Origin of the sequence: uncultured Chloroflexus sp. (assembly GCF_938091255.1) — a bacterium.
Taxonomy (GTDB): domain Bacteria; phylum Chloroflexota; class Chloroflexia; order Chloroflexales; family Chloroflexaceae; genus Chloroflexus.
This window is the reverse complement of sequence record NZ_CALLJH010000007.1, coordinates 39,727-61,303: the sequence shown is the minus strand read 5'-3', so window position 1 is coordinate 61,303 and position 21,577 is coordinate 39,727. Positions and strand designations below refer to the sequence as shown.

The 21,577-nt window shown below is 59.7% G+C and carries 15 protein-coding genes and 1 riboswitch; of the genes, 5 read left to right on the top strand and 10 right to left on the bottom strand.

What is annotated here, in order from left to right; translation table 11 throughout:
* Nucleotides 1-165: 165 nt before the first annotated feature.
* From Q1A00_RS03415 to ltaE, 10 genes are all read right to left on the bottom strand, one after another.
* Nucleotides 166-909 (bottom strand): energy-coupling factor ABC transporter ATP-binding protein, encoded by a 744-nt coding sequence (locus Q1A00_RS03415; protein ID WP_298406422.1) that lies wholly within the window; start codon nucleotides 907-909, stop codon nucleotides 166-168.
* Entirely contained in the window at nucleotides 906-1,679 is a 774-nt protein-coding gene (gene cbiQ / locus Q1A00_RS03410) for a cobalt ECF transporter T component CbiQ (RefSeq protein ID WP_298406420.1), read from the bottom strand. The genes Q1A00_RS03415 and cbiQ overlap by 4 nt, the downstream gene beginning before the upstream one ends.
* Nucleotides 1,680-1,682: 3 nt before the next feature.
* Nucleotides 1,683-1,982, bottom strand: a complete 300-nt coding sequence (locus tag Q1A00_RS03405; protein WP_298406417.1) for an energy-coupling factor ABC transporter substrate-binding protein — start codon at nucleotides 1,980-1,982, stop codon at nucleotides 1,683-1,685.
* On the bottom strand, nucleotides 1,979-2,719 hold the full coding sequence (locus Q1A00_RS03400) for an energy-coupling factor ABC transporter permease (protein WP_298406415.1): 741 nt from the start codon (nucleotides 2,717-2,719) through the stop codon (nucleotides 1,979-1,981). The genes Q1A00_RS03405 and Q1A00_RS03400 overlap by 4 nt, the downstream gene beginning before the upstream one ends.
* Before the next feature lie 72 nt (nucleotides 2,720-2,791).
* Nucleotides 2,792-3,847, bottom strand: coding sequence for a nicotinate-nucleotide--dimethylbenzimidazole phosphoribosyltransferase (cobT, locus tag Q1A00_RS03395; protein WP_298406414.1), 1,056 nt, complete (start codon nucleotides 3,845-3,847; stop codon nucleotides 2,792-2,794).
* An 84-nt stretch (nucleotides 3,848-3,931) separates the two neighbouring features.
* Nucleotides 3,932-8,164, bottom strand: a complete 4,233-nt coding sequence (cobN, locus tag Q1A00_RS03390; protein WP_298406413.1) for a cobaltochelatase subunit CobN — start codon at nucleotides 8,162-8,164, stop codon at nucleotides 3,932-3,934.
* 169 nt (nucleotides 8,165-8,333) lie between these two features.
* Nucleotides 8,334-8,942 carry a cob(I)yrinic acid a,c-diamide adenosyltransferase gene (gene cobO / locus Q1A00_RS03385; protein ID WP_298406411.1) on the bottom strand — a complete coding sequence of 203 codons (609 nt, stop codon included), beginning with the start codon at nucleotides 8,940-8,942 and terminating at the stop codon, nucleotides 8,334-8,336.
* A 117-nt stretch (nucleotides 8,943-9,059) separates the two neighbouring features.
* A riboswitch (cobalamin riboswitch) is annotated at nucleotides 9,060-9,205 on the bottom strand.
* Between the two features lie 76 nt (nucleotides 9,206-9,281).
* Nucleotides 9,282-10,799: a threonine ammonia-lyase, biosynthetic gene (ilvA, locus tag Q1A00_RS03380; RefSeq protein ID WP_298406409.1), complete on the bottom strand. Its 1,518-nt coding sequence runs from the start codon at nucleotides 10,797-10,799 to the stop codon at nucleotides 9,282-9,284.
* Nucleotides 10,786-12,561, bottom strand: a complete 1,776-nt coding sequence (locus Q1A00_RS03375; protein ID WP_298406407.1) for a sensor domain-containing diguanylate cyclase — start codon at nucleotides 12,559-12,561, stop codon at nucleotides 10,786-10,788. The genes ilvA and Q1A00_RS03375 overlap by 14 nt, the downstream gene beginning before the upstream one ends.
* Before the next feature lie 21 nt (nucleotides 12,562-12,582).
* Nucleotides 12,583-13,656: a low-specificity L-threonine aldolase gene (gene ltaE, locus Q1A00_RS03370; RefSeq protein WP_298406406.1), complete on the bottom strand. Its 1,074-nt coding sequence runs from the start codon at nucleotides 13,654-13,656 to the stop codon at nucleotides 12,583-12,585.
* A 485-nt stretch (nucleotides 13,657-14,141) separates the two neighbouring features.
* Here ltaE and bchM point away from each other — a divergent pair, with 485 nt between their 5' ends.
* From bchM to Q1A00_RS03345, 5 genes are all read left to right on the top strand, one after another.
* Complete coding sequence (gene bchM, locus Q1A00_RS03365; RefSeq protein WP_298406403.1) at nucleotides 14,142-14,822, top strand: magnesium protoporphyrin IX methyltransferase; 681 nt, start codon at nucleotides 14,142-14,144, stop codon at nucleotides 14,820-14,822.
* Between the two features lie 44 nt (nucleotides 14,823-14,866).
* A complete protein-coding gene (locus Q1A00_RS03360; RefSeq protein WP_066789123.1) occupies nucleotides 14,867-15,202 on the top strand; it encodes a hypothetical protein in 336 nt (111 codons plus the stop codon).
* 62 nt (nucleotides 15,203-15,264) lie between these two features.
* Nucleotides 15,265-16,392, top strand: a complete 1,128-nt coding sequence (gene acsF, locus Q1A00_RS03355; protein WP_298406399.1) for a magnesium-protoporphyrin IX monomethyl ester (oxidative) cyclase — start codon at nucleotides 15,265-15,267, stop codon at nucleotides 16,390-16,392.
* A 127-nt stretch (nucleotides 16,393-16,519) separates the two neighbouring features.
* The gene (locus Q1A00_RS03350) at nucleotides 16,520-20,257 is read left to right on the top strand and encodes a magnesium chelatase subunit H (protein WP_299755259.1); all 3,738 of its coding nucleotides are present in this window, start codon (nucleotides 16,520-16,522) and stop codon (nucleotides 20,255-20,257) included.
* Complete coding sequence (locus tag Q1A00_RS03345; protein WP_298406397.1) at nucleotides 20,254-21,552, top strand: BCD family MFS transporter; 1,299 nt, start codon at nucleotides 20,254-20,256, stop codon at nucleotides 21,550-21,552. Before Q1A00_RS03350 ends, Q1A00_RS03345 begins: the two co-directional genes overlap by 4 nt.
* Nucleotides 21,553-21,577 lie beyond the last annotated feature (25 nt).

Below are 21,577 nucleotides of genomic sequence, written 5' to 3'. Positions count from 1 at the left end.
AGGGGCAGAGGTGGGGGCCACCCCGCCAATTGCACCGATCCCTGACCGGCGACCCGCCACACCCTGATGCCCTACCATAACAAACTCCTACGTCCTTCACGCTCCTCTGCATCTTCGCGTTAATCGCCCTCTGCGCCCTCAGCAGGGCCGGAGAGCCGTCTGGCGTTACGGCTCTTCCCACGCTTCCGATGGCGCAATCAGTGCGCGCAACGCCGGATCGGCCCACACCTCCGCTGGTGACGCAACCGCGACGATCCGGCCCTCGTGCAACACCACTACCAGATCGGCCCAGCGGCGAGCCAATACCAAATCATGGGTGGCCAGCACGACCGTTCCCCCTGCCACTACCAGTCGGTCAAACACTCGCACCACCTGTTGTCGCGCCCAAAGATCGAGACCCGCCGTCACCTCATCAACCAGCAGGCACTGTGGACGCATCGCCAAGACGCCGGCCAGCGCCACCCGTGCCTTTTGCCCGCCGCTCAAGGCATGGGTGGGACGGTCGAGAAGATCGGTTACGTCACACAGCACTGCCGCTTCCTGCACCGCCTGCCGCGCTTCCTCGGCGCTCAGACCAAGATTGAGCGGGCCAAAGCTCATGTCTTGCCAAACGCTCGCGCTAAACAGTTGATCGTCTGGCGACTGCATCACCAACCCGACATGCTGGCGCAACCGACGGAGACCAGACCGCGAATAATCAACCGGCGCGCCATGTAGCCAGACCCGGCCCTGCTGTGGGCGAACGATACCGCTCGCCACGAGGAGCAGCGTGCTCTTCCCGGCACCGTTACGACCCAGTACAACGATACGCCGACCGGCAGAGATCGACAACGACACTGACTGCAAAGCTGGGGTTGGATGGCCCGGAAAGTGGTATGAAACTGCTTCCAGTGTGAGCACTGCGGTCATGTCCACCACCCCGCCACCACGAGACTGCCCCCGATCATCACGCCGATCAGCCAGAGCTGCCGGTCAACGGTATAGCTGAGCGGCAACACCCGCAGGTCGCCGGCAAAGCCGCGCGCCGTCAACGCCATCTCCAGCGCTTGGCTCCGCTGGTAGGCAACGATAAACAACCGGCTGCCCAGCAGCGCCGAGCTTCGCATCGTTGCGCGCCACGAAGCGTAACCTAACCGTGCCGTCTGCGCCGTGACCATCTGATCAAGCGTATCGAGCAAGACAAAGAGCGCGCGGTAGCTGAGCGCCATCAATTCGATCAACAACACCGGCGCGCGCAACCGGCGCAACAGCTCGATCAGATCAATCAGCGGCGTGGTCAGAATCAGACCATTGAGCGCCGCTGCCGAACCGAGCGCGCGGCCGAGCACGTGCAATGCCGTTTGCACCGATGCCCCGGTCGCACTCAGCCAGAGCGGCCCGAACGGGATCGCCAGCAGCGCCGCAGGCGGTGGTTCGCTCCCCACACTGACTGCGATTCCGATCACCGACAGCGCAAGAAAGACGCTTTCAGCCCCAATCACGGCGCCGACCACGCGCAGCGGTACCCGCGCATACCACACCATCACCGTCACCATCCATGCCAACGCCAACCACCCCACCAACGGTCGATCGAGGATCAGACAGAGCAGGATCGTCATACCGGCCAACGCAGCCTTGTGCAGCGGATCGACCGCGCGCAACCGATTGGCAAAGGCATACTGGTCAATGATGCGTAGCATGCCTCACCGATCACGTCGTTGCCGGCGACCATGCTGCCAGCCGAAGAAGTAGCCGATCATTCCCGCCCCTAACCCGGCTTGCACGGCAAACAACAGACTCTCGGTCTCGCTACCCGGTGGCTCAAATAACGGCGCAAACCACGGCTCGTAGTCAGGCGCAATCTCGCCAATGGCAACTTCAGCGGCGGCATCAGCCCCGCCAAACTCGCTGTCCCGGATGAGCAAGATGGGTGCAATCGCCAGCCCGATCACCACCAGCCACAACGCTACTACCACTGGCCAACGTAACGGTTTGGTTGTCATGATCGCACCCCCTTGATTGCAAGCGCCTGCAACTCGGCGGCAGCGTTGGTTTGCAACGCATGCATGATCAACACGGTCAGAATCCCTTCACTGATGGCGAGTGGAATCTGAGTCACGGCAAAGATCGCGCCAAACTTGGCGAAGGCAGCGAGGATGCCACCCGCCGGATCGGGAAAGGCCAGCGCCAGTTGCAACGAAGTGACGACGTAGGTTGAGAGATCGGCCAGCGCCGCCGCCAAAAAGACCACCAACCAGAACGGCGCCCGCCCAACCAACCCGCGCCAAATCAGCCACGCTACCCATGGCCCGACCACCGCCATACTAAACGCATTCGCGCCAAGCGTAGTCAAGCCGCCGTGGGCAATCAGCAGGGCTTGAAAGAGCAAGACTATCGAACCGAGCACACTCATCACCCACGGCCCAAACAGGATTGCACCCAGACCGGTGCCGGTCGGGTGGCTACTCGAACCGGTAACGCTCGGAAGTTTCAACGCGCTCAGCACAAAGGTAAAGGCGGCGGCGAAACCGAGCAGCAACCGTACCTCGGGTTTTTCGCGCACCATGCGCTGAAGCTGGCGAAACCCGATCACCCAAAACGGGATGGTGACCGCAAACCAAATTAATGCCCACAGCGGCGGCAAGAAGCCTTCCATAATATGCATCGCATACGCTGGCCGCGCTTCACCTACGATGAGCAGCGCTGCTCCAATGACGATCATGACCCAACGGTGCTTCATGCGTGGTTTCTCCCCATCATAGCAGTAGAATGACCATGCGCCGGTTGCCACGGGGCGCACCGCCCTGCGCCGCTACTGTTTTTCTGACACACCTGCCTCGGCAAATGTCGCCATCTCGTCGAGCACCTTGCACGCCGCCTGACAGATCGACATGGCTAACACTGCACCGGTGCCTTCACCGAGGCGCATATTGAGATCAAGTAACGGTTGTAAATCAAGATGCGAAAAGACAGCCGCGTGGCCTCGCTCCACCGAGCGGTGACCGGCGATCATATACGACGTAGCCGCGGGAGCTATCGTCGCCGCGATGAGTGCTGCCGAGCCGGCAATGAACCCATCGATCACCACCGGCACCCGCCGTGCCGCTGCGCCGAGGATCACACCCGCCAAGCCGCCGATCTCCAACCCGCCTACTTTTGCTAGCACGTCAAGTCCGTCGCGTGGATTGGGCCGGTGCAACGCCAGCGCCTGCTCGATCACGGCAATCTTGCGCGCCAAAGCAGTATCATCAATGCCGGTGCCGCGGCCAGTCACTTCTGCGGCGGGCCGCTCGGTGATCGCCGCTACTACCGCACTTGCCGCCGTTGTGTTGGCAATACCCATCTCACCGGTTGCAAGCAGGTCAACTCCATTGTCAATCGCCTCGTTGGCGCAGGTAATCCCGACTTCAATCGCTTGCCGGGCTAGCTCAAGACTCATTGCCGGCTCTTGACTGAAGTCGGCAGTGCCATAGGCCAGCTTGCGACTGACGAGTTCAGGATGCGACGGCAGATCGGCGGCAACGCCAATATCGACGACGATCACCTGCGCCCCTACGTGACGGGCAAGCACGTTAATCGCCGCACCACCCCGCAAAAAGTTAAGCACCATCTGCGGTGTCACTTCAGTAGGGAAGGCGCTGACCCCTTGACGGGCCACGCCATGATCGGCGGCCATGACGATAACCGCCGGCTTGGTGAGCCGTGGTCGCTCGCGCCCGGTTATGCCGGCAATCCGGATCGAGAGTTCTTCTAGCCGCCCCAATGAACCAGCCGGTTTGGTGAGGGTGTCTTGCCGACGACGTGCTGCCGCTGCTGCTTGATCATCGAGCGGGCCGATGTGGTTGATGGTGTCGGTCAAAAGGGTCATAGGTGTCTCCTGATACTATGAAAGTCGGATGCCCGATAGCTTTACGGATTGTTCGCCGAATACCTCATCAATAAGAGCTATCCACTAAAGGGAACGTAATCCTTCGCGCTGTTCTTCACCGTAAACCAACACTGCTGCGATAGCGGCTTGCGCCTCGGCGGATGGTTCACGCCACATACCGCGTCCGATTGCTTCGTTCAACCGTTCGGCAATTGCTTGCAACGCCCACGGATTAACCGCTTGCAGCCATTGTTGCACCTCAGGATCACGCACGTAATGTTCGGTTACTTGTTCGTACATCCAATCGGCCAACACCTGCGCGGTCGCATCGTAGCCGAAGAGATAGTCAACAGTTGCGGCCAGTTCAAGGCCGCCTTTATAGCCGTGCCGGCGCATACTGGCAATCCATTTCGGATTAATTACTCGCGCTCGAAAAACGCGCCGCGCCTCTTCGCGCAGATCGCGAGTGCGGGGCCGCGCCGGATCGCTGCTGTCGCCGAAGTAACGAGCCGGGTTACGGCCGCTCAGTGCGCGAATGGCTGCGATCATGCCGCCGTGGAATTGGAAATAGTCGTCGCTGTCGAAGATGTCGTGTTCACGGGTGTCTTGATTTTTGGTGGCGACCTGCACCGTACTGAGCGCAGCGGCAAAGGCGGTCTCTGCCGGTACGCCTTGCTCGGTTGCGGTGTAGGCATACCCGCCCCACTTCAAGTACACCCGCGCCAGATCGGTTTCATCGCTCCAGTTTTGGCCGTCAATCAACTGGAGCATACCGGCGCCGTAGCTTCCCGGCGGACTGCCGAAGATGCGGTAGCGCGCCTCTCGCTGGGCAGACTCAGCATCTGTGCCGCTCTCGACCAACGCCTGTTCGGTCATCAAGACGTGTTTGCGCGGGAAGTTCATCGTCAGCGGTTCGTCAAGCGCAATCACTGCCTGTACCGCTTGATCGATCAACTCGATAAGATGGGGAAAGGCGTCGCGGAAGAAACCGCTAATCCGGCAGACGACATCGATCCGCGGGCGACCAAGTTCAGCGAGCGGGATAATATCGAAGCCGATCACGCGCCGATTCTCACGTTGCCAGCGCGGGCGCACGCCAAGCAGGGCTAATACCTGCGCCACGTCGTCACCGGCAGTGCGGATGAGGCTGGTGCCCCAGATGCTGATGCCGACACTTTCAGGGATGGCGCCGTATTCGCGCTGGTAGCGCTGGATCAGGTCGCGCGCCAGCCCTTGGCCGGTCTCCCACGCGGCGAGGCTTGGCACGCTGCGCGGATCAAGGCTGTAGAAGTTGCGTCCGGTCGGCAGAACGTGGGCCATGCCCCGCGTCGGCGCGCCGCTCGGCCCCGGCGGTACGAACCGACCGCCAAGCGCGGCCAGCAGATGTACGATTTCGTCAGTTGCGCTCTGGCGTAAGCGCGGTACGATCCATTCGCAGGCGTAGCGCAGCGCCGCAGCAACCGGCTCGTGATCTCTATGTGCCGGCAAAGCATCTGTCAGCACACCAGCAACTGCCGCTGTCTCCCAACCAGCATCATTGAGCCGGCTCAATATTTGCCGGCAAAGATTCTCAAGAGCCGCGATGCAATCGGCATTGGTTGCCCACTGCTCGTCACCGAACCGCCGTCGGCCCGGCTGTTCCTGCAAGGTGCGCCAGTCTTCTCCCAACGCCGCCGCGACCGTTGCCGGCAAGCTCGGCGCGTGCAGGTTGGGCAAACGCAGCAGGTGGTACACCAGATCGACCAACTGCGCGCCAACGGGTACCGTGCCGAGAATGTGCAGACCATCGCGGATCTGCGCGCCGGTCAGTTCGCACAAATAGCCTTCGATGTCTTCGAGTAGGTGAGCAACCTCACGCCCTTCTAACTCGGCCAACACGGTGGGCGTACCGTCTTCAAGCACACTCCCATCCCACTCGTGCTTGTGATCGCCGTGATCGGCCTGTAACACATAGCGCAGATCGTCAGCCAACTGGCTGCGTTGCAGCACCTCCCAAATCTGGCGCTGCAAGAGCGGCAGCTTGCTCGGATCGAGCCGTTCCATACGGTAGTATTCATCGACCAATTGGGCCAATTCGGCCAAATCGCCATATGCGCCTGCGTTGGTCATCGGCGGAGTGAGGTGATCGATGATTACCGCATGGGCGCGCCGCTTGGCTTGGGTACCTTCACCGGGATCGTTGATGATGAAGGGGTAGATCAAGGGCAGATCGGCAAGAAATGGATCGGGAAAGCAGGTAGCGCTCAACCCAACCCCTTTGCCGGGCAGCCATTCGAGCGTGCCGTGCTTACCGAGATGGATGATCGCATCGGCGCGCCATTCGTCGCGTAGCCAGCGATAGAGCGCGTAGTAGTTGTGCGGCGGCGGCAGGTCGGGCCGGTGGTAGATGGCATCGGGATCCATATCGTAACCGCGCGGCGGTTGCAGCGCTACAAACACGTTGCCGAATTCTAACCCGGCCAGCGCCAGCGCGCCGTTATGCACATACGCGCTTCCCGGCGGCGGCCCCCATTGGCGGGTCATAGCCGCTTGCACCTCCGCCGGCAGCTCGGCAAACCAGCGTTGGTAGGTAGCCACCGGAATCCGGTACGATTGGGCCAACTGCTCGGTAGTCAACCACGTCTCGTCATACGAGCAGCGTGCAATCAGATCGGCGATCAGCCGGTCGCCGTTTTCCGGCAAATCGCCGACCATATAGCCAGACTCGCGCAAGGCGGCAAACAGGCGCATCAGCGAGGCCGGTGCATCAAGGCCGACCGCATTGCCGATCCGCTGCGCTTTGGCGTTACTGTTAGTCAAGATGACCGCGATCCGCTTCTGCGCATTCGGGATGCACCGCAATTGCGTCAACCGCCAGACCATGCCGGCCAGCCGTTCGATCCGCTCTTGATCGGGCAATGAGCGCGCCGCCGACTCGCCCGCTTGGGCTTTAAACGCCACCGGTATGCCAATGATTCGGCCATCAAGTTCAGGCAAGGCCACATTCATCGCCGTATCGAGCGGCCCCAACCCGCGCCCGTCGCGCTGCCATACCTCGCGACTGGTACTGCTGATCAACGCCTGCACGACCGGCACATCGAGTTGCGCAAATGGATGCGGATCACTATCGCCAAGCGCAAAGCTGAGCGTCGAGACGATCACATCAACCGGCCCGGCTTGGCGCAACAGATCGAGCGCCACCGGCAGGCCCGCCGTATTCACCTCTTTGAGCGAATGGGTGTAGACTGCGCGCACGCGCAAGCCGTGCGCTTGCAAGCCAGCGATCAGCGCATCGACAAAGGCGGTATTGCCGCTGAGCAAATGGGCGCGGTAGAAGAGTAGGCCGGCTACCGGCGCGTCATCAGCCGCCAGCGCCGGTTGGGCCACCTTGCCGCGCCGACGTAGTTTGGGTGGGGTGTAGATACCGTGGAGCGGCAATTCGACCGGCGGATCGTAGCCCCACCCGCTCGCCAACAGGTAATCGCTCAGACACTGCAAGCCGTTGGCAAGATTGGCCGCGCCGCCAGCCTGAAAATAGGCGCTCGCCAGCATCGCCAACGGCACGCCAACTGTCGAACGTGCCATCAGATCAGGGTCAACCTGCTCGACTGCCGGCACACAGAGTAGGAAGCCGCCCGTCGCCGCCGCCCATTGTTGCAGCCGTTCGAGACCATAGGCGAATGCTGCCGGACTGTGCAGGCGCGCTACCACGATCGCAGCCGCAGGCAGATACTGTTCGAGCAAGCGGTCAATCGCCGCCGGTTCGGCCAACCGGCCCACGTGCGCCATCCGCACCGGCGCAAAGCCGTCGGGCAACAGGTCGAGCGCCTGCTCGAGCGCGAGCAAGTCAGTATCGGCTTGGCTCAGCACGAGAATGCCATCACCAACCACTGCCGGTAGTCGTTCGGCGATCGTGGTCGGCGCACTCACGCCATCCCAGCTAAAGCCGTTGAACAGGTGCGGCGCCAATGCCGACGGTGGCGGCAGCGGATGATCGGCTGCCAGTAGCTCCTCAATAAAATCGTACAGAATCGGGATAAGCGCCGGATCGTTCAGCGAATGAAACCAGTATGGCCGCCCATCCATCAGCAAAAGGGCCACATTCGCCAGTGGGCATGGCCCAAGACAACCGCCTTGGCTCAGATGCACCCGATTGCGCAGCCGCCGCCGCTCCCATTCGCGATGGTACAGATCAGTAGGTACCGGCGCAAAGCCGCGCTCGGTGTGGCCACAGCAGCAGCCGGTCGCACAGATGATCAGCATCCCGCGCCGGGCACCGGCATTGACCATCCGCCCATCGAGGCGCTGCACCATATTGCGTTTGAGCGATTCGACCATGGTTCCTCGCTGCTAGTGCCAAATTTACCGCCAAGAACGCAAAGGACGCGGAGGGGCGCTTCATTGGTCACACGCACAACCGAACTTGCTATTCAACTTCCTCAACCTCTGCGCTCTCCGCTTCCCCCTGCGGTAAAAAACTACCTCAGCAGTCAATGCTCGCAAACCCTCAATACTCAATCCCCGGCTGAGCGCGAATACCCTGATCACGGAACGGATGCTTTATTTCCTGCATTTCGGTGACCAGATCGGCATACTCAATCAACTCCGGCGGCGCATAGCGGCCAGTAATGATCAGATGAAGCATCGGCGGCTTATGCACCTTCAGCCACTCCACCACCTCAGTGGCCGGCACCCAGCCGTAGTGCATCACATAAGTAAACTCATCGAGCAAAAAGACATCGAAGTCGCCGCTGGCAATCTGCTGCTTGGCCAACTCCCAACCGTGCAACGCCCGCGCCTGCGTCTCATCGAGATTGCGGCTCGTCCACGTAAAGCCATCACCGAGCGGCGTCAGGGTAATCCCCATGCGCTCAAGCGCGCGCAACTCACCAAACTTAGCCTGTTCGTGTTTGATAAACTGCACACCACCGACACGCATATTGCGCCCCCACGCACGCAGCAGAATACCGAGGGCAGCAGTAGTTTTGCCTTTTCCATTGCCCGTATTGACGATCACCAACCCTTTAGGCTGATGACTAGCCCGCACTGCCTTGCGGCGCGCTTCAGCTTCAGGCGATGAACCCGGCTCAGTTGGTGTTGTGGGTGTATCTTCCATACGTTGCGCCTTTACAACTAAAACAAGAACCCCAGCCACTTGCACTGGCCGGGGTTATGAAACGATGACGCGCAGGTATGCGCCTCCCGTTCATCCTCCTTGGCACGAGAAGGGCTGAACGAACCATTACATCGCGGCAGGCGTCCTGGCTTCCGACCGATAACGGCCGGTTACAGTTGCGGCACAGCGCTGGACTTGCACCAGCTTCCACCTTTACGCCCTAGCATCCGGGCTAGCGGGACACCGCGATGGGTATGGAATTGCGTATGTGCAATAATGCGTCAATTATAACACAGAATCGCTGATGCACTATCAAGCGCAATGCTGCGCAAGCTAGTCTCACTTCAAAAACAGATGGTACGCCGGATTATCGCTCTGCTCTTGGTACGGATAGCCTAACCGACTCAGCGAAGCGTAAAACCGGTCGAGGTCAGCATCAGGCACCTGAATCCCCGCCAGCACCCGGCCATGGGCGCTGCCGTGATTGCGGTAGTGGAACAGACTAATATTCCACGACGCATCGAGTGACTCGAGAAACTGGAGCAACGCCCCCGGACGTTCAGGAAACTCGAACGAAAAGAGCCGTTCATCGGTCGCTTCTGGCGCGCGCCCACCAACCATGTGGCGCAGATGAATAATTGCCAGCTCATCATTGGTCAGATCGAGCACTGTGTAGCCGGCATTCCGCAACCGCTCGGCCAACTCGTGACGCTGACGCGCATCGGTCAGTTGCACACCAACAAACACGTTCGCATCGGGACGAGGTGCATAACGATAGTTGAACTCGGTAATGTTGTGCGGCCCAATGGTACGACAAAACTGCTTAAACGAACCGGGGCGTTCGGGGATAGTGACGGCAAAGAGGGCTTCGCGTCGTTCGCCAATCTCGGCCCGCTCGGCGACATGGCGCAGGCGGTCGAAATTCATATTTGCGCCACAGGTCAACGCCACTGCCGGCAGATCGGTGCCGTACTCGGCAATGTACCGCTTCAGACCGGCGACTGCCAACGCCCCCGCCGGTTCCATAATCGCGCGCGTATCTTCAAACACATCCTTAATCGCGGCGCAGACCTCATCGGTCGTCACGCGGACAAAATCATCAACGTAGCGTTGCACAATCGCAAAGGTATGCTCGCCGACACGCCGCACCGCCACGCCATCGACAAAGATGCCGACCTGATCGAGCGTCACCCGATAGCCAGCCCGCACGCTCTGATACATCGCATCGGAGTCGTCCGGCTCAACGGCAATAATTTCGATATTGGGGTTAATACTCTTGAGAAAGATCGCAATACCGGCGATCAAGCCGCCGCCCCCCACCGGCACAAAGACCCGGTAGCGTTCGGACCGCATCTGCTGCGAAATCTCAAGCCCAATCGTTCCCTGCCCGGCGATCACCAGCGGATCGTCATAGGGATGGATGAACGTCAGACCTAATTCCTTCTGCAAACGATAGGCATGGGCCTCGGCGTCACTGTAACTATCGCCGTAGAGCACCACCTCGGCGTTGCGGCGGCGGCACGCCGCAACCTTTATTTCAGGCGTGGTCACTGGCATCACGATGAGGGTGCGAATGCCCAGTTGCTGACCAGAATAGGCCACGCCTTGGGCATGATTCCCGGCAGAAGCGGTAATCACACCGCGCGCCTTCTCGTCGGGACTCAGATGCGCCATCCGATTATAAGCACCGCGCAGCTTAAACGAAAAGATTGGCAACAGATCTTCGCGCTTAAAGAAAATCTGCGCCCCCAGCCGCGCGCTGAGCAGCGGCGCCGGTTGCAGAGGCGTTTCTTGCACCACATCGTAGACCCGGCTGGTCAGAATCCGTTGCACATAGGTAAAATCAGGGTTCGGCATATGTAGAAAGCTCCTGTGCGCCGCAGACACGGTTGCGCCCTCGCTGCTTGGCCAGATAGAGCGCCCGATCGGCATCAGCAATGAGGGAAGACGGATCAGGATGAGAAACGGCTTGAAAGGTCGCAACACCGATGCTGAGCGTTAGCGTAATCTGTTGCTCATCAACTAGAAACGGCGTAGCCATCACCGTCTGGCACAAGCGTTCAGCCGCTAACAACGCCGCATGATACGGTGTTTCCGGTAAGATCAAACCAAACTCTTCGCCGCCATAACGCGCTAGGATATCGGTATCACGCAGTTGTTGCCGGCACCGGCGCGCCAATTCGCGCAAAATATGATCACCGGCCAGATGGCCGTAGGTATCGTTCACCTGCTTAAAATGATCAATATCAATCATCGCAATACTGACCGGGGTATGATACCGGCGCGAACGATCGATTTCGTGTTGTAAATGTTGCAGAAAATGGCGCCGGTTCACCAACTCGGTAAGCGTATCGGTCATCGCCAGCGTCTGCATATGGGCAAAGCGCAGAGCATTGTACAGCGCAACCGCCACCGTCGCCGCTAGCATCTCGAGTGCGCTCAAATCAGACATGGTATAGGCATCGAGGTGATCGTGCCACGCCAGCAATGCGCCAATAATCCGATCACCAACCACGAGCGGCGTCGCCAAGAGTGATTGATGATCCAGATCGCCTTCGATCTCAAGCGCGGGTTGCATCGCCGGTTCAGGCAGCGCGTGCGCCCCTGACAGCCGCAGCGAGACGCCGAAACGAAGCACGTAGCCAGCAATACCTTGCGTAAGCGGCAGTTGCAACCTTGGTTGGCGGCCAGCCGTCGTTACCAGATAGACATACTCGACCATCTGCTGGTCATTCAACAGCGCAATGGTAAAACCAGCATGGGAGATTAACCGGTTGACAGCGCGATGGATTGCCTGATAGAGTTGTTCGAGATCCAGCGTAGCACCAATCTCAATACTGGCTTGATAGAGGGTGTAGCGTTCATCGGCATTGCGAATGGCGCGCTGGTATAGGCGGGCGCTTTGCAAGGCAATCGCAGTCTGGTGGGCGATAGCTTGCAAGAGATCGCGATCGCTCTCGTGAAAGGGCTTGTTACGGAAACGATACACCGCCAAGATACCCAACGGCGTCTTGCCATGGATAATCGGTGTCGCCAGCAGCGAAGAAACCCCAATACGCACTAATTCCGGCAATGCCATTGGATGATTGGCGTAGTCTGGAATGAGGATCGACTTCCCATTCTCGATCATCTGCCACATCAACCCGCGCCGCGGCTCTTTAAAGGGCGTCACCAGATCAACCGGCAGATTCACGAGATGGCCAGACAACAACCGATCGTGATCCGGATCGTACACCGGCAGCGCGCCAGCATCAGCATCGAGGAGATCCATTGCAAAACGCACCACATGTTCCAGCACATGGTTCATCTCAAGTTTGCTGGACAGGGTGAGCGCCATTTCACCGAGCCGGTGATCAACCAGCGGCTCTGGCGCCGGTTGCCGGAACGTGATCAGCAGACCGAACGGTACTCCCGGCGCTTGCCACAAAAACTGGCGTTGTAGCGCATATTGCAACCCGTTTAGAAAGACATCCGCGCCATCGGCAGCCTGAACAAGATCAGGCAGCAACGGCTCAACATACGAAAGGAGTGGCAGCATCGCCTCACTTACAGCGAGCATCTGGCAGTTGGGCGACAAAAGGATAAATAGTTCAGATGTACCAGACAGATCAACCTTCATACCCGCCCACCGGCAGCGAGACTACGCCAAGATATCAGTCGCGACGCTGATCACGCGCTCAATGTGCGCCCGTTCGATACCATAGTGAGTGACAGCGCGGATGCTCGTATTGCTCATGCTTCCCATCAAGATGCCGTATGCACGCAGCGCCGCCAAAAATGCGTCTACGCTCAGGCGTGGATGAAAAAAGGTGAAGCGCACAATGTTGGTTTGCACTTTGCTGAGATCAATCTGGACTCCCGGCAACTCGGCCAGACCAGCGGCGAGCAACCGCGCATTGGCATGATCTTCTGCCAACCGATCTACCATCTCGGTGAGGGCCACGATGCCCGCCGCAGCAATCACACCCGCCTGCCGCATTCCGCCGCCGAGCATCTTGCGCACGCGGCGCACGCGGGCAATCACATCGGCTGGGCCGGCCACCAGCGAGCCAACTGGCGCGGCCAACCCTTTCGAAAGGCAAAACATCACTGTATCGACATGCGCCGTCAGCTCGGTGACCGGTACGCCCAACGCTACCGCCGCATTAAAGATACGCGCACCATCGAGATGCACCGGCAGGCCATGCGCGCGGGCCAGCGTATGCACCTGCGCCAGATACTCCGGCGCCAGCACCACGCCGCCACGGCGGTTATTGGTGTTTTCTAAACAGATGACGCCGGGCGGGGCAAAGTGATTATCGTCAATCGTAGTAGCCGCCTCATCCAACACTGCTAAATCGATCGTGCCATCATCCGCGGTCGGAAGCGGATGGTACACCAACCCGCCCAAGGCGCTGGCGCCGCCGGCTTCATAATGGTAGATATGGCTCTCGTTGCCAAGGATCACCCGCTGGCCGCGTTGGCAATAGGCCAACAGCGCCGCCAGATTGCCCATCGTCCCGCTGGTAACCAGCACTGCCGCCTCTTTGCCAACCCGCTCAGCAGCTAAACGCTCTAGCGCATTGACTGTCGGATCCTCGCCGTACACATCGTCACCCAGTGCTGCATTGGCCATCGCTGACCGCATCGCTGGGCTAGGCAGCGTCACCGTATCGCTGCGCAGATCGATCCGATCATCCGGCGCATCGGCAACAGGCAAAACATAGCCTTGCATATAAGAAGGTATCCTCCATGGCACATCATTTACATAGCATTGCCTCATTATATCACGCGGCTCGCCGATAAGTTCGGTAAAACAACACCGGTCGCACTGCACTGTACGCAATGGAATTGATAGGCTGAATCGTGCCGCGCACCGCCTTGGCCGACACAGCCGTGTGCGGCTAGGTAGTGGTGATTTCACAACTCATGTAAAAAATTGCCCCGGATATGCACCGTGACATGTTATTTCCTAGCGAATAATACCGCATTATAACGCTCAATTCGCCATTTTTAACCAAACGCAAAGATTTTGCACAAAGATTGTCTATATTCCATGTTGTTGACTCTCATGCTACAATTTGCTTGAACGTTCGTAGTTTTGATTCCGTACTACAATTCTCGTCTGATATTGCGTTCACCTTTATTCATTCGGCACGCGGTCATTCTTTGTGAACGTAGTTCCAAGTTTGGACTACCTGCGAGCTAGAGGAGAACGACGTGCTAGAGATCTCACAGCACAAAGCTCAACTGCGCGACTACTTCAACGGTTTGGGCTTTGAACGCTGGTCAGCCATCTACGGCAACGCTCCGCTGTCCCTCGTCCGGCAAAGTATTCGCGAAGGCCACAACCGCATGCTGGCGGTTGCCGATGCGTGGCTTGCCGATCAACCGCCCCCAACCACGGCGCTTGATGTCGGTTGCGGCGTTGGTCTGTTCAGTCTCATGTTAGCCCGCCGTGGCTACCGAGTGCGCGCCGCCGATATTGCGCCGCAAATGGTTGCTGCTACCCAGCAGGCCGCCGCCGAAGCCGGCTTGGCAGATCGCATTGAGTGCATCGAAGCCGATATCGAGTCACTACGCGAACCGGCGCAGGTGGTGGCTTGTTTCGATGTCTTGATTCATTACCCACAACCGGCCTTCGGCCAACTCTGCACCCATCTCGCTAACCTCACCGAGCAGACTTTGCTGCTAACATACGCACCATACAGCTCGTTGCTCGCTACCCTGCACCGGATCGGCGGCTGGTTCCCGCACAGCCAACGCCGCACTGAGATTCAGATGATTCGCGACCAAGAGGTCGTTAGCATTCTGACCCGCGCCGGATTGCGCGTGCGCCGCGTCCATCCGATCCGCAGCCGGTTCTATCACGTTACGTTGATCGAGGCCAATCGGGTCTAGTTTCATAAGGTTGTAGTTCAGAAACGCGACTACAGGAGCGAGACATGCGACGATTGCTAGCATTGGTGGCCCTTGGCGCAGCGGCGTTCGCGCTGCACAAGTGGTATAACCGCGAGGTGTTGCTCGAGGGGGAGGGGTTTGTTCGCTTGCAGAGCGAGCACGAGCATTTCCATTTCCACGTCGATCTGCCGCCCGGTATGGAGATTCAGCCCGGCGATACGCTCGAAATTATGCATTTGCCGCCGACTGAAGATGGTCGCACCAACGGTGAGATCTGCTACCGCAGCCCGATCCGGCTGTATAAGGCAAGCTGGCTGCGCCGCTTTCTGACCAAGAAGAGTAGCCTCGTCGAGATCAACGAGCTGGTCGAGCATCCGTAAGGTTGGGGTTGGGCGCAACGCCCGTAGTAAGGAAATTTCGACAGATCGCAAAGGAGCGGAGCATGTTTTGGATCAATCCGTTGATGATGGAAATGCCCGGTGAGTTTAGCCGTACCACTCGCCACGCCCTCAAAGAAGCTATTCTCTCGCCTCGCTTTTACACCACCGATTTTAAGGCTATTGATAAGCTAGAAATCGACCGTAATGGCATGCGCGACGAGTTCGATTGGATTCGCGACGAGTTTGCCTACGACTACAACCGTACCCACTTCCGCCGCACCGATGAGTTTTTGCAGAACTTTGATGATATGCCCGAGCGCGATGCGTTTATTGACTTTCTCGAGCGCTCATGCACCGCCGAGTTCAGCGGTTGTCTGCTCTATGCCGAGATGGTCAAGCATCTGCACGATCCGACCATGCGGGCAATTTTCAAGTATATGAGCCGCGATGAGGGTCGCCACGCCGGCTTCCTCAACCGCACGATGGCCGACTTGAATGTCGCTCTCGATCTGACCGTCTTGCAGAAGCGCAAGAAGTATACCTACTTCCAGCCGAAGTTTATCTTCTACTCGGTGTACCTCTCGGAGAAGATCGGCTATTCGCGCTATATCACTATCTATCGCCATCTGGAAAAGAATCCGCAATACTGCATTCACCCGATCTTCAAGTGGTTTGAGCAGTGGTGTAACGATGAGTATCGCCACGGCGAGTTCTTCGCTATGCTGATGCGCTCGCAGCCTGAGATGCTCGAAGGGGCGAACCGGCGCTGGATCCGCTTCTTCTTGCTCGCGGTCTATGCGACGATGTACCTCAACGATGCCCGCCGGGCTAATTTCTACGCCGCGCTGGGTCTGAATTGGCGCGACTACGACCAGAAGGTGATCCGGCTGTGTAATGATATTTCGACCCAAGTCTATCCTGAGACGATGAATCTTGATGATCCGCGCTTCTTTGGCTACATGGATAAGCTGGTCGAGTATGACCGCAAGCTGCGCGAACTGGAGGGACGCAACGATCCGGTGGCATTGGCTCAGTCGGCTCGCCTCAAGGCGGCGATTGCGCTGCGCCTGCTGGCGATTTATCGCCTGCCCACCCGCAAGACGACCGAGGCGATTCGCTGGAAGGGGTTGCCCGGCTTCCCCAATTACCCCGGCCCCAATCGGCCGCAGCGGGTGATGGCAGCCGATTAGGGTTACAGAGCGCCTCGGTCCGAACGAACTATTTCCAAGCTCCGGCGGCAGGAGCAATTCCTGCCGCTGTGGGTTCGCTTTTGCTGAGAACACTGGTTTCGCCCGGTACGAGTGGTGAGGAACGCCAATGCATTTCGTGGTTCTAACCATCGACGGCAACCATCGTCCGGCGCTGCTGGCAGCCGCCGACCGCCTGCGCCGCGAGCATAAGGTCGCGTTGACGCTGGCGGTGTACGATGCGGCTACGTTACGCGACGCCGCCGGATGGGCCCAGCTCGATCGCGATCTAGCCAAAGCGGATTTTGTTTTCGGCGCGCGCCTGTTTAGCGAGGATTTGGTGCGCCCGCTGGCCGACCGGTTGGCTCACCTCGATAAGCCGACTTTGATCATTACCTCTAACCCGGCACTGATCCGCTGTACCCACATCGGTGGATTTTCGCTGCGCCGCGAGCACGATAACGAGCCGGGGCCGATCCGGCGCTGGGTGCAGAAGCTGCGCCCGCAAGGCGGGGCTGGTGAGGCCCGCCGCCAGTTGGCGATCTTGCGCAACCTGAGCAAGGTGCTAAAGGTGATCCCCGGCACCTCGCGCGATCTCTATACCTATATCAGCAGCCACCAGTATTGGCTCAATGCTTCGCCGGAAAATCTCTACCGCTTGCTCTGCGTGCTGATTGCACGCTATGGCCCGCAGCCGCGGCCTAAACTACCCCAGCTCGACCCGCTGAGCTATCCCGATACAGCGCTCTACCATCCCGATGCGCCCAACCTATTCGCATCGCTCAACGATTACCGACGCTGGCGCGGCAAACGGATTCCCAATGGCGGCAGCGTTGGCATCCTCACCTTGCGCACGGTGGTACTGAGCGGGAATACGCCCCATATTGACGCACTGGCCCGCGCCATTGAGGCCCGCGGTCTCGAAGCGCGCGTCGCGTATGCTTCTGGTCTTGATATGCGCCCGCTGCTTGAGAAGGAACTGGCTGATGTTGATGTGCTGGTGAACGCAACTGGCTTCGCGCTGGTCGGTGGACCCGCCGAGAGCCAGCCCCAGCAAGCTGCCGAGGCGCTGACCCGGTTTGACCGGCCGTATTTCGGGCTAGTTCCGCTCGCCTTTCAGCGGATCGATGATTGGCGCACCGATGATAACGGTCTGGTGCCGGTGCAGCAGGCGTTGAGCGTGGCTATTCCCGAACTGGAAGGCGCTGCCGAGCCGATCATCTTTGGCGGGCCGGCTGCCGATGGCCAGCGCTTTGCCCCCGCTCAAGCCGAGATCGAACAGATTGCCGACCGAGTCGCGCGCCGGGTGGCGCTGCGCCGGATACCTAACGCGCAGAAACGCTTGGCAGTGGTGATCTACAACTTCCCGCCCTCGTTGGGGACGGTTGGCACCGCTGCGTATCTCGATGTGTTTGCTAGCCTCTTTAACGTGTTGCAGGCGCTGGCTGCTGATGGCTACCGGGTTGAGGTTCCTGCCAGCGTTGATGAGTTGCGCCGCCTGTTGTTGGCCGATGGTCCGGCCTACGGGGCCGACGCCCATATCGCCGATTGGCTCAGCCCCGATGAGTATCGCCGCCTCTTCCCGGCTTACACCGAGATCGAACCGTATTGGGGGCCGGCGCCGGGTGAATTGTGGCGCGATAACCGCGGCATCCGCATCCTTGGCCGCCAGTTTGGCAATGTCTTTATCGGCGTGCAGCCCAGCTTTGGCTACGAGCGCGATCCGATGCGGTTGCTGCTCGCGAAAGATGCTGCGCCGAATCATGCCTTCGCCGCGTTTTATACGTGGCTGACGCATAAGTTCCGTGCCGATGCGGTCATACACCTCGGCACCCACGGCGCGATGGAGTTTATGCCGGGTAAGCAGGTTGGCCTGAGCGCACGCTGTTGGCCCCTGCGCCTGATCGGGCCGCTGCCCAACTTTTATGTGTACAGTGTCAATAATCCAAGCGAAGCGGCGATCGCTAAACGACGCGGCGCGGCGACACTGGTGAGCTACCTTGTGCCGCCGGTGCAGCAGGCTGGTCTCTACAAAGGGCTGCGCGCGCTGCGCGATGCAATCGAGCAATACGAGCGCAACCCCGATCCGGCGCTGGTGGCCGATCTGCGCGATCGGGCGGCACAACTGGGCATTCCGATGGAGGCCAGCGGCGATGATTATGCTGATGTCGCTGGTTTGGCCCACGAGTTGCTACGCATCGAGCAGCGCATGATCCCGCTCGGTTTGCACGTGCTCGGCCAACCGCCCGCCCCTGCCGAGCTGGCCGACTTCTTGCTGCTGTACGCCAGTTTGCAGCCCGATGGCGGCTTGCCGGCCCTGATTGCGCGCGGGATGGGGATCGACTACCAGCAGCTTTGTCGCCGGCTGAGCAGCGATCTCGCCGCCCAGAATCAGATGCGCGAGATTGAAAGCCGGGGTCGCGCGGCGATGTTGGCCTACGCTGAAGCGCCTGATCCCGATACGGGCGCCCGTGCAGCCGCTGCCCAATTGACCGATCTGGTTCCTGCCTCGGCACTACGCCCACTTTGGCCAAAGTTGGCCGAACTGCGCAACGGCCTGCTCGCCAACCACGAGCTGCGCAACTTGTTGCACGGCCTACGCGGCGGTTTCATTCCACCCTCACCTAGCAACGACGCGGTACGCAACCCGGCGGTGTTGCCCACCGGCCGTAATCTGTTTGCACTCGATCCCTACCGGGTTCCAACACCGGCAGCTATGCAGCGCGGCGAGGCTTTGGCAAACGAGCTATTGGACCGGCTGCGCGCCGAGCAGGGGGCATGGCCGCAGAGCATCGCCATCGTGCTGTGGGGCACCGACAACCTCAAGAGTGATTGCGAAGGGGTAGCGCAAGTGTTGGCGCTGATCGGCGCCCGCCCAGTGATCGATGAATTGGGCAACGTGGCCGATATTGCCCTCCGGCCATTAGCTGAGCTGGGCCGCCCGCGCATTGATGTGGTGGTGACAGTGAGCGGCATCTTCCGCGATCTGCTCGGCAACCAGATGCGCTTGATTGACCGCGCCGCCTATCTCGCGGCAGCGGCTGATGAACCGCCGGAATGGAATTTCGTGCGCGCCCACGCGCAAGCACAAATGGCTGAGAGCAGCGTCACACTGGAAGAAGCGGCTATCCGCGTCTTCGCTAACGCTCCCGGCAGCTATGGCGCGAACGTCAACTTCCTCGTCGAGAGCGGCACGTGGGAAAGCGAGGATCAACTGAGCGACGCCTTCCTCGCACGCAAGAGCTTTGTCCGCACCGCCAACGGCCAATGGCGCGAAGCGCGCGGTTTGCTCGAAGGGGCGTTGCGCCACGTACAGGCCACCTTCCAGAATATTGATAGTTTTGAGGTGGGCTTGACCGACATCGACAACTATTACGAGAACCTTGGCGGCATGGCCAAGAGCGTCGAACGGATCCGCGGTGAAGCGCCACCCATACTGGTCGCTGATGCAATCAGCGCCCCGGGGTCTAGCCGTGTGGCCTCCATCGAGACCATGCTGCGGCTGGAAACCCGCGCCAAGCTGCTCAACCCGAAATGGCATGAGGCGATGCTGGCCCACGGCTTCGCCGGCGTGCGCGAAATCGAGGCCCGCGTTGGACACACCTACGGCTGGAGTGCCACCGCCAACGCGGTCGAAGATTGGGTCTACGACGAGATCGCTGCCACCTACGCGCTCGATGATGCGATGCGCGAGCGTATGGCTGCGCTGAACCCAGCCGCTGCCGCCGGCGTCGTGCGCCGGCTGCTCGAAGCCGCCGGACGCGGCTTCTGGGCCGCCGACGAAGCCACCCTCAATCGTCTGCAAGAGATTTACCACGATCTTGAAGATCGGCTCGAAGGCATTACCGAAGAGAGGAGTGTGGGATGAGCTGGTTCAAAATGATACGTCTTGGCATGCTACATGTAGCCGTTGCTATCAGTCTGGTACCGATCACTGGCGTGCTCAACCGGATTATGATCTACGAGCTGGGCATCATGGCCAGCGTCGTCGCGGCGCTGATCATCCTGCCACACCTCTTCTCACCGATACAGGTCATCATTGGCCAGTTCTCTGACCGGCATCCAATCTGGGGCTATCGCCGCACACCTTATATCGCACTCGGCATTTTGCTCTGCGTTGTTGGGGCAGCGTTGACCCCGTTTGCCGCCTTCGCGATGGACGCCAATTTCTGGCCGGGGTTGATGCTGGCACTGCTCATCTTTGGTATGTGGGGCATTGGCTTCAACACCGCTGTCGTCTCATACCTCTCGCTGGCGAGCGATATGTCGCCCTCGCACCTGCGCTCGCGCACGATTGCCATCATGTGGTTCATGATGATCACCGCCGTGATCGGCACCGCGATCGGGGCCGGACGGGCGCTGGAGCACTACACCCCCGAACGGCTGATTGAGGTGTTCGCGATCGCTGCTGGGATTGCGCTCACGATCGGCACCCTTGGCTTGATCGGCCTTGAACCGCGCAACGCCACCCCGGTCAGCCACGAAGAGCGCCATAGCGCTGCCGACTCGGTGCGCACAGTGCTCGGCGATCCGCTGGCACGCCGGTTCTTTATCTATCTGATGTTCATGCTGGCTGCTATTCTCGGTCAAGATGTGCTACTCGAGCCGTATGGCGCACAGGCGTTCGGTCTCAGCGTGCGCGAGACCACCCAGTTGACCGCGATATGGGGCGGCGCGACGCTACTGGCACTGCTTTTGCACGGTATCTTCTTTAGCCGCTGGCTGACCAACAAGCGCGGGGCGATGTTGGGCGGGGTCATTGCCGCTACCGGCTTGACCCTGATTGCGCTTAGCGGCATCCTGCATATCCAACCACTGTTTGTACCGGCAATCGCGCTACTCGGCTTCGGCACCGGCATTGCCACGGCGACCAACCTTGCCCTCATGCTCGATATGACCACGCCGCAGCAAGTTGGCCTCTTCATCGGCGCGTGGGGCGTCGCTGATGCGGCGGCGCGCGGCTTAGGCAACTTGCTGGCCGGCATCATTCGCGATCTCGCCGCCCTTGTCGTTGGCCCCACTGGTGCCTACGCCACGGTCTTCTTAATCGAAGCACTTATCCTATGCACCGCGTTGGTCATGCTACGCGCGATTGATGTCAGCGCCTTCCGCAGCCAGCGTCGCGAGCTGGGCCAATTGGTAGCGGTGATCGGCGATGCATAGAAAAGTATAGAAATACACAGATTTT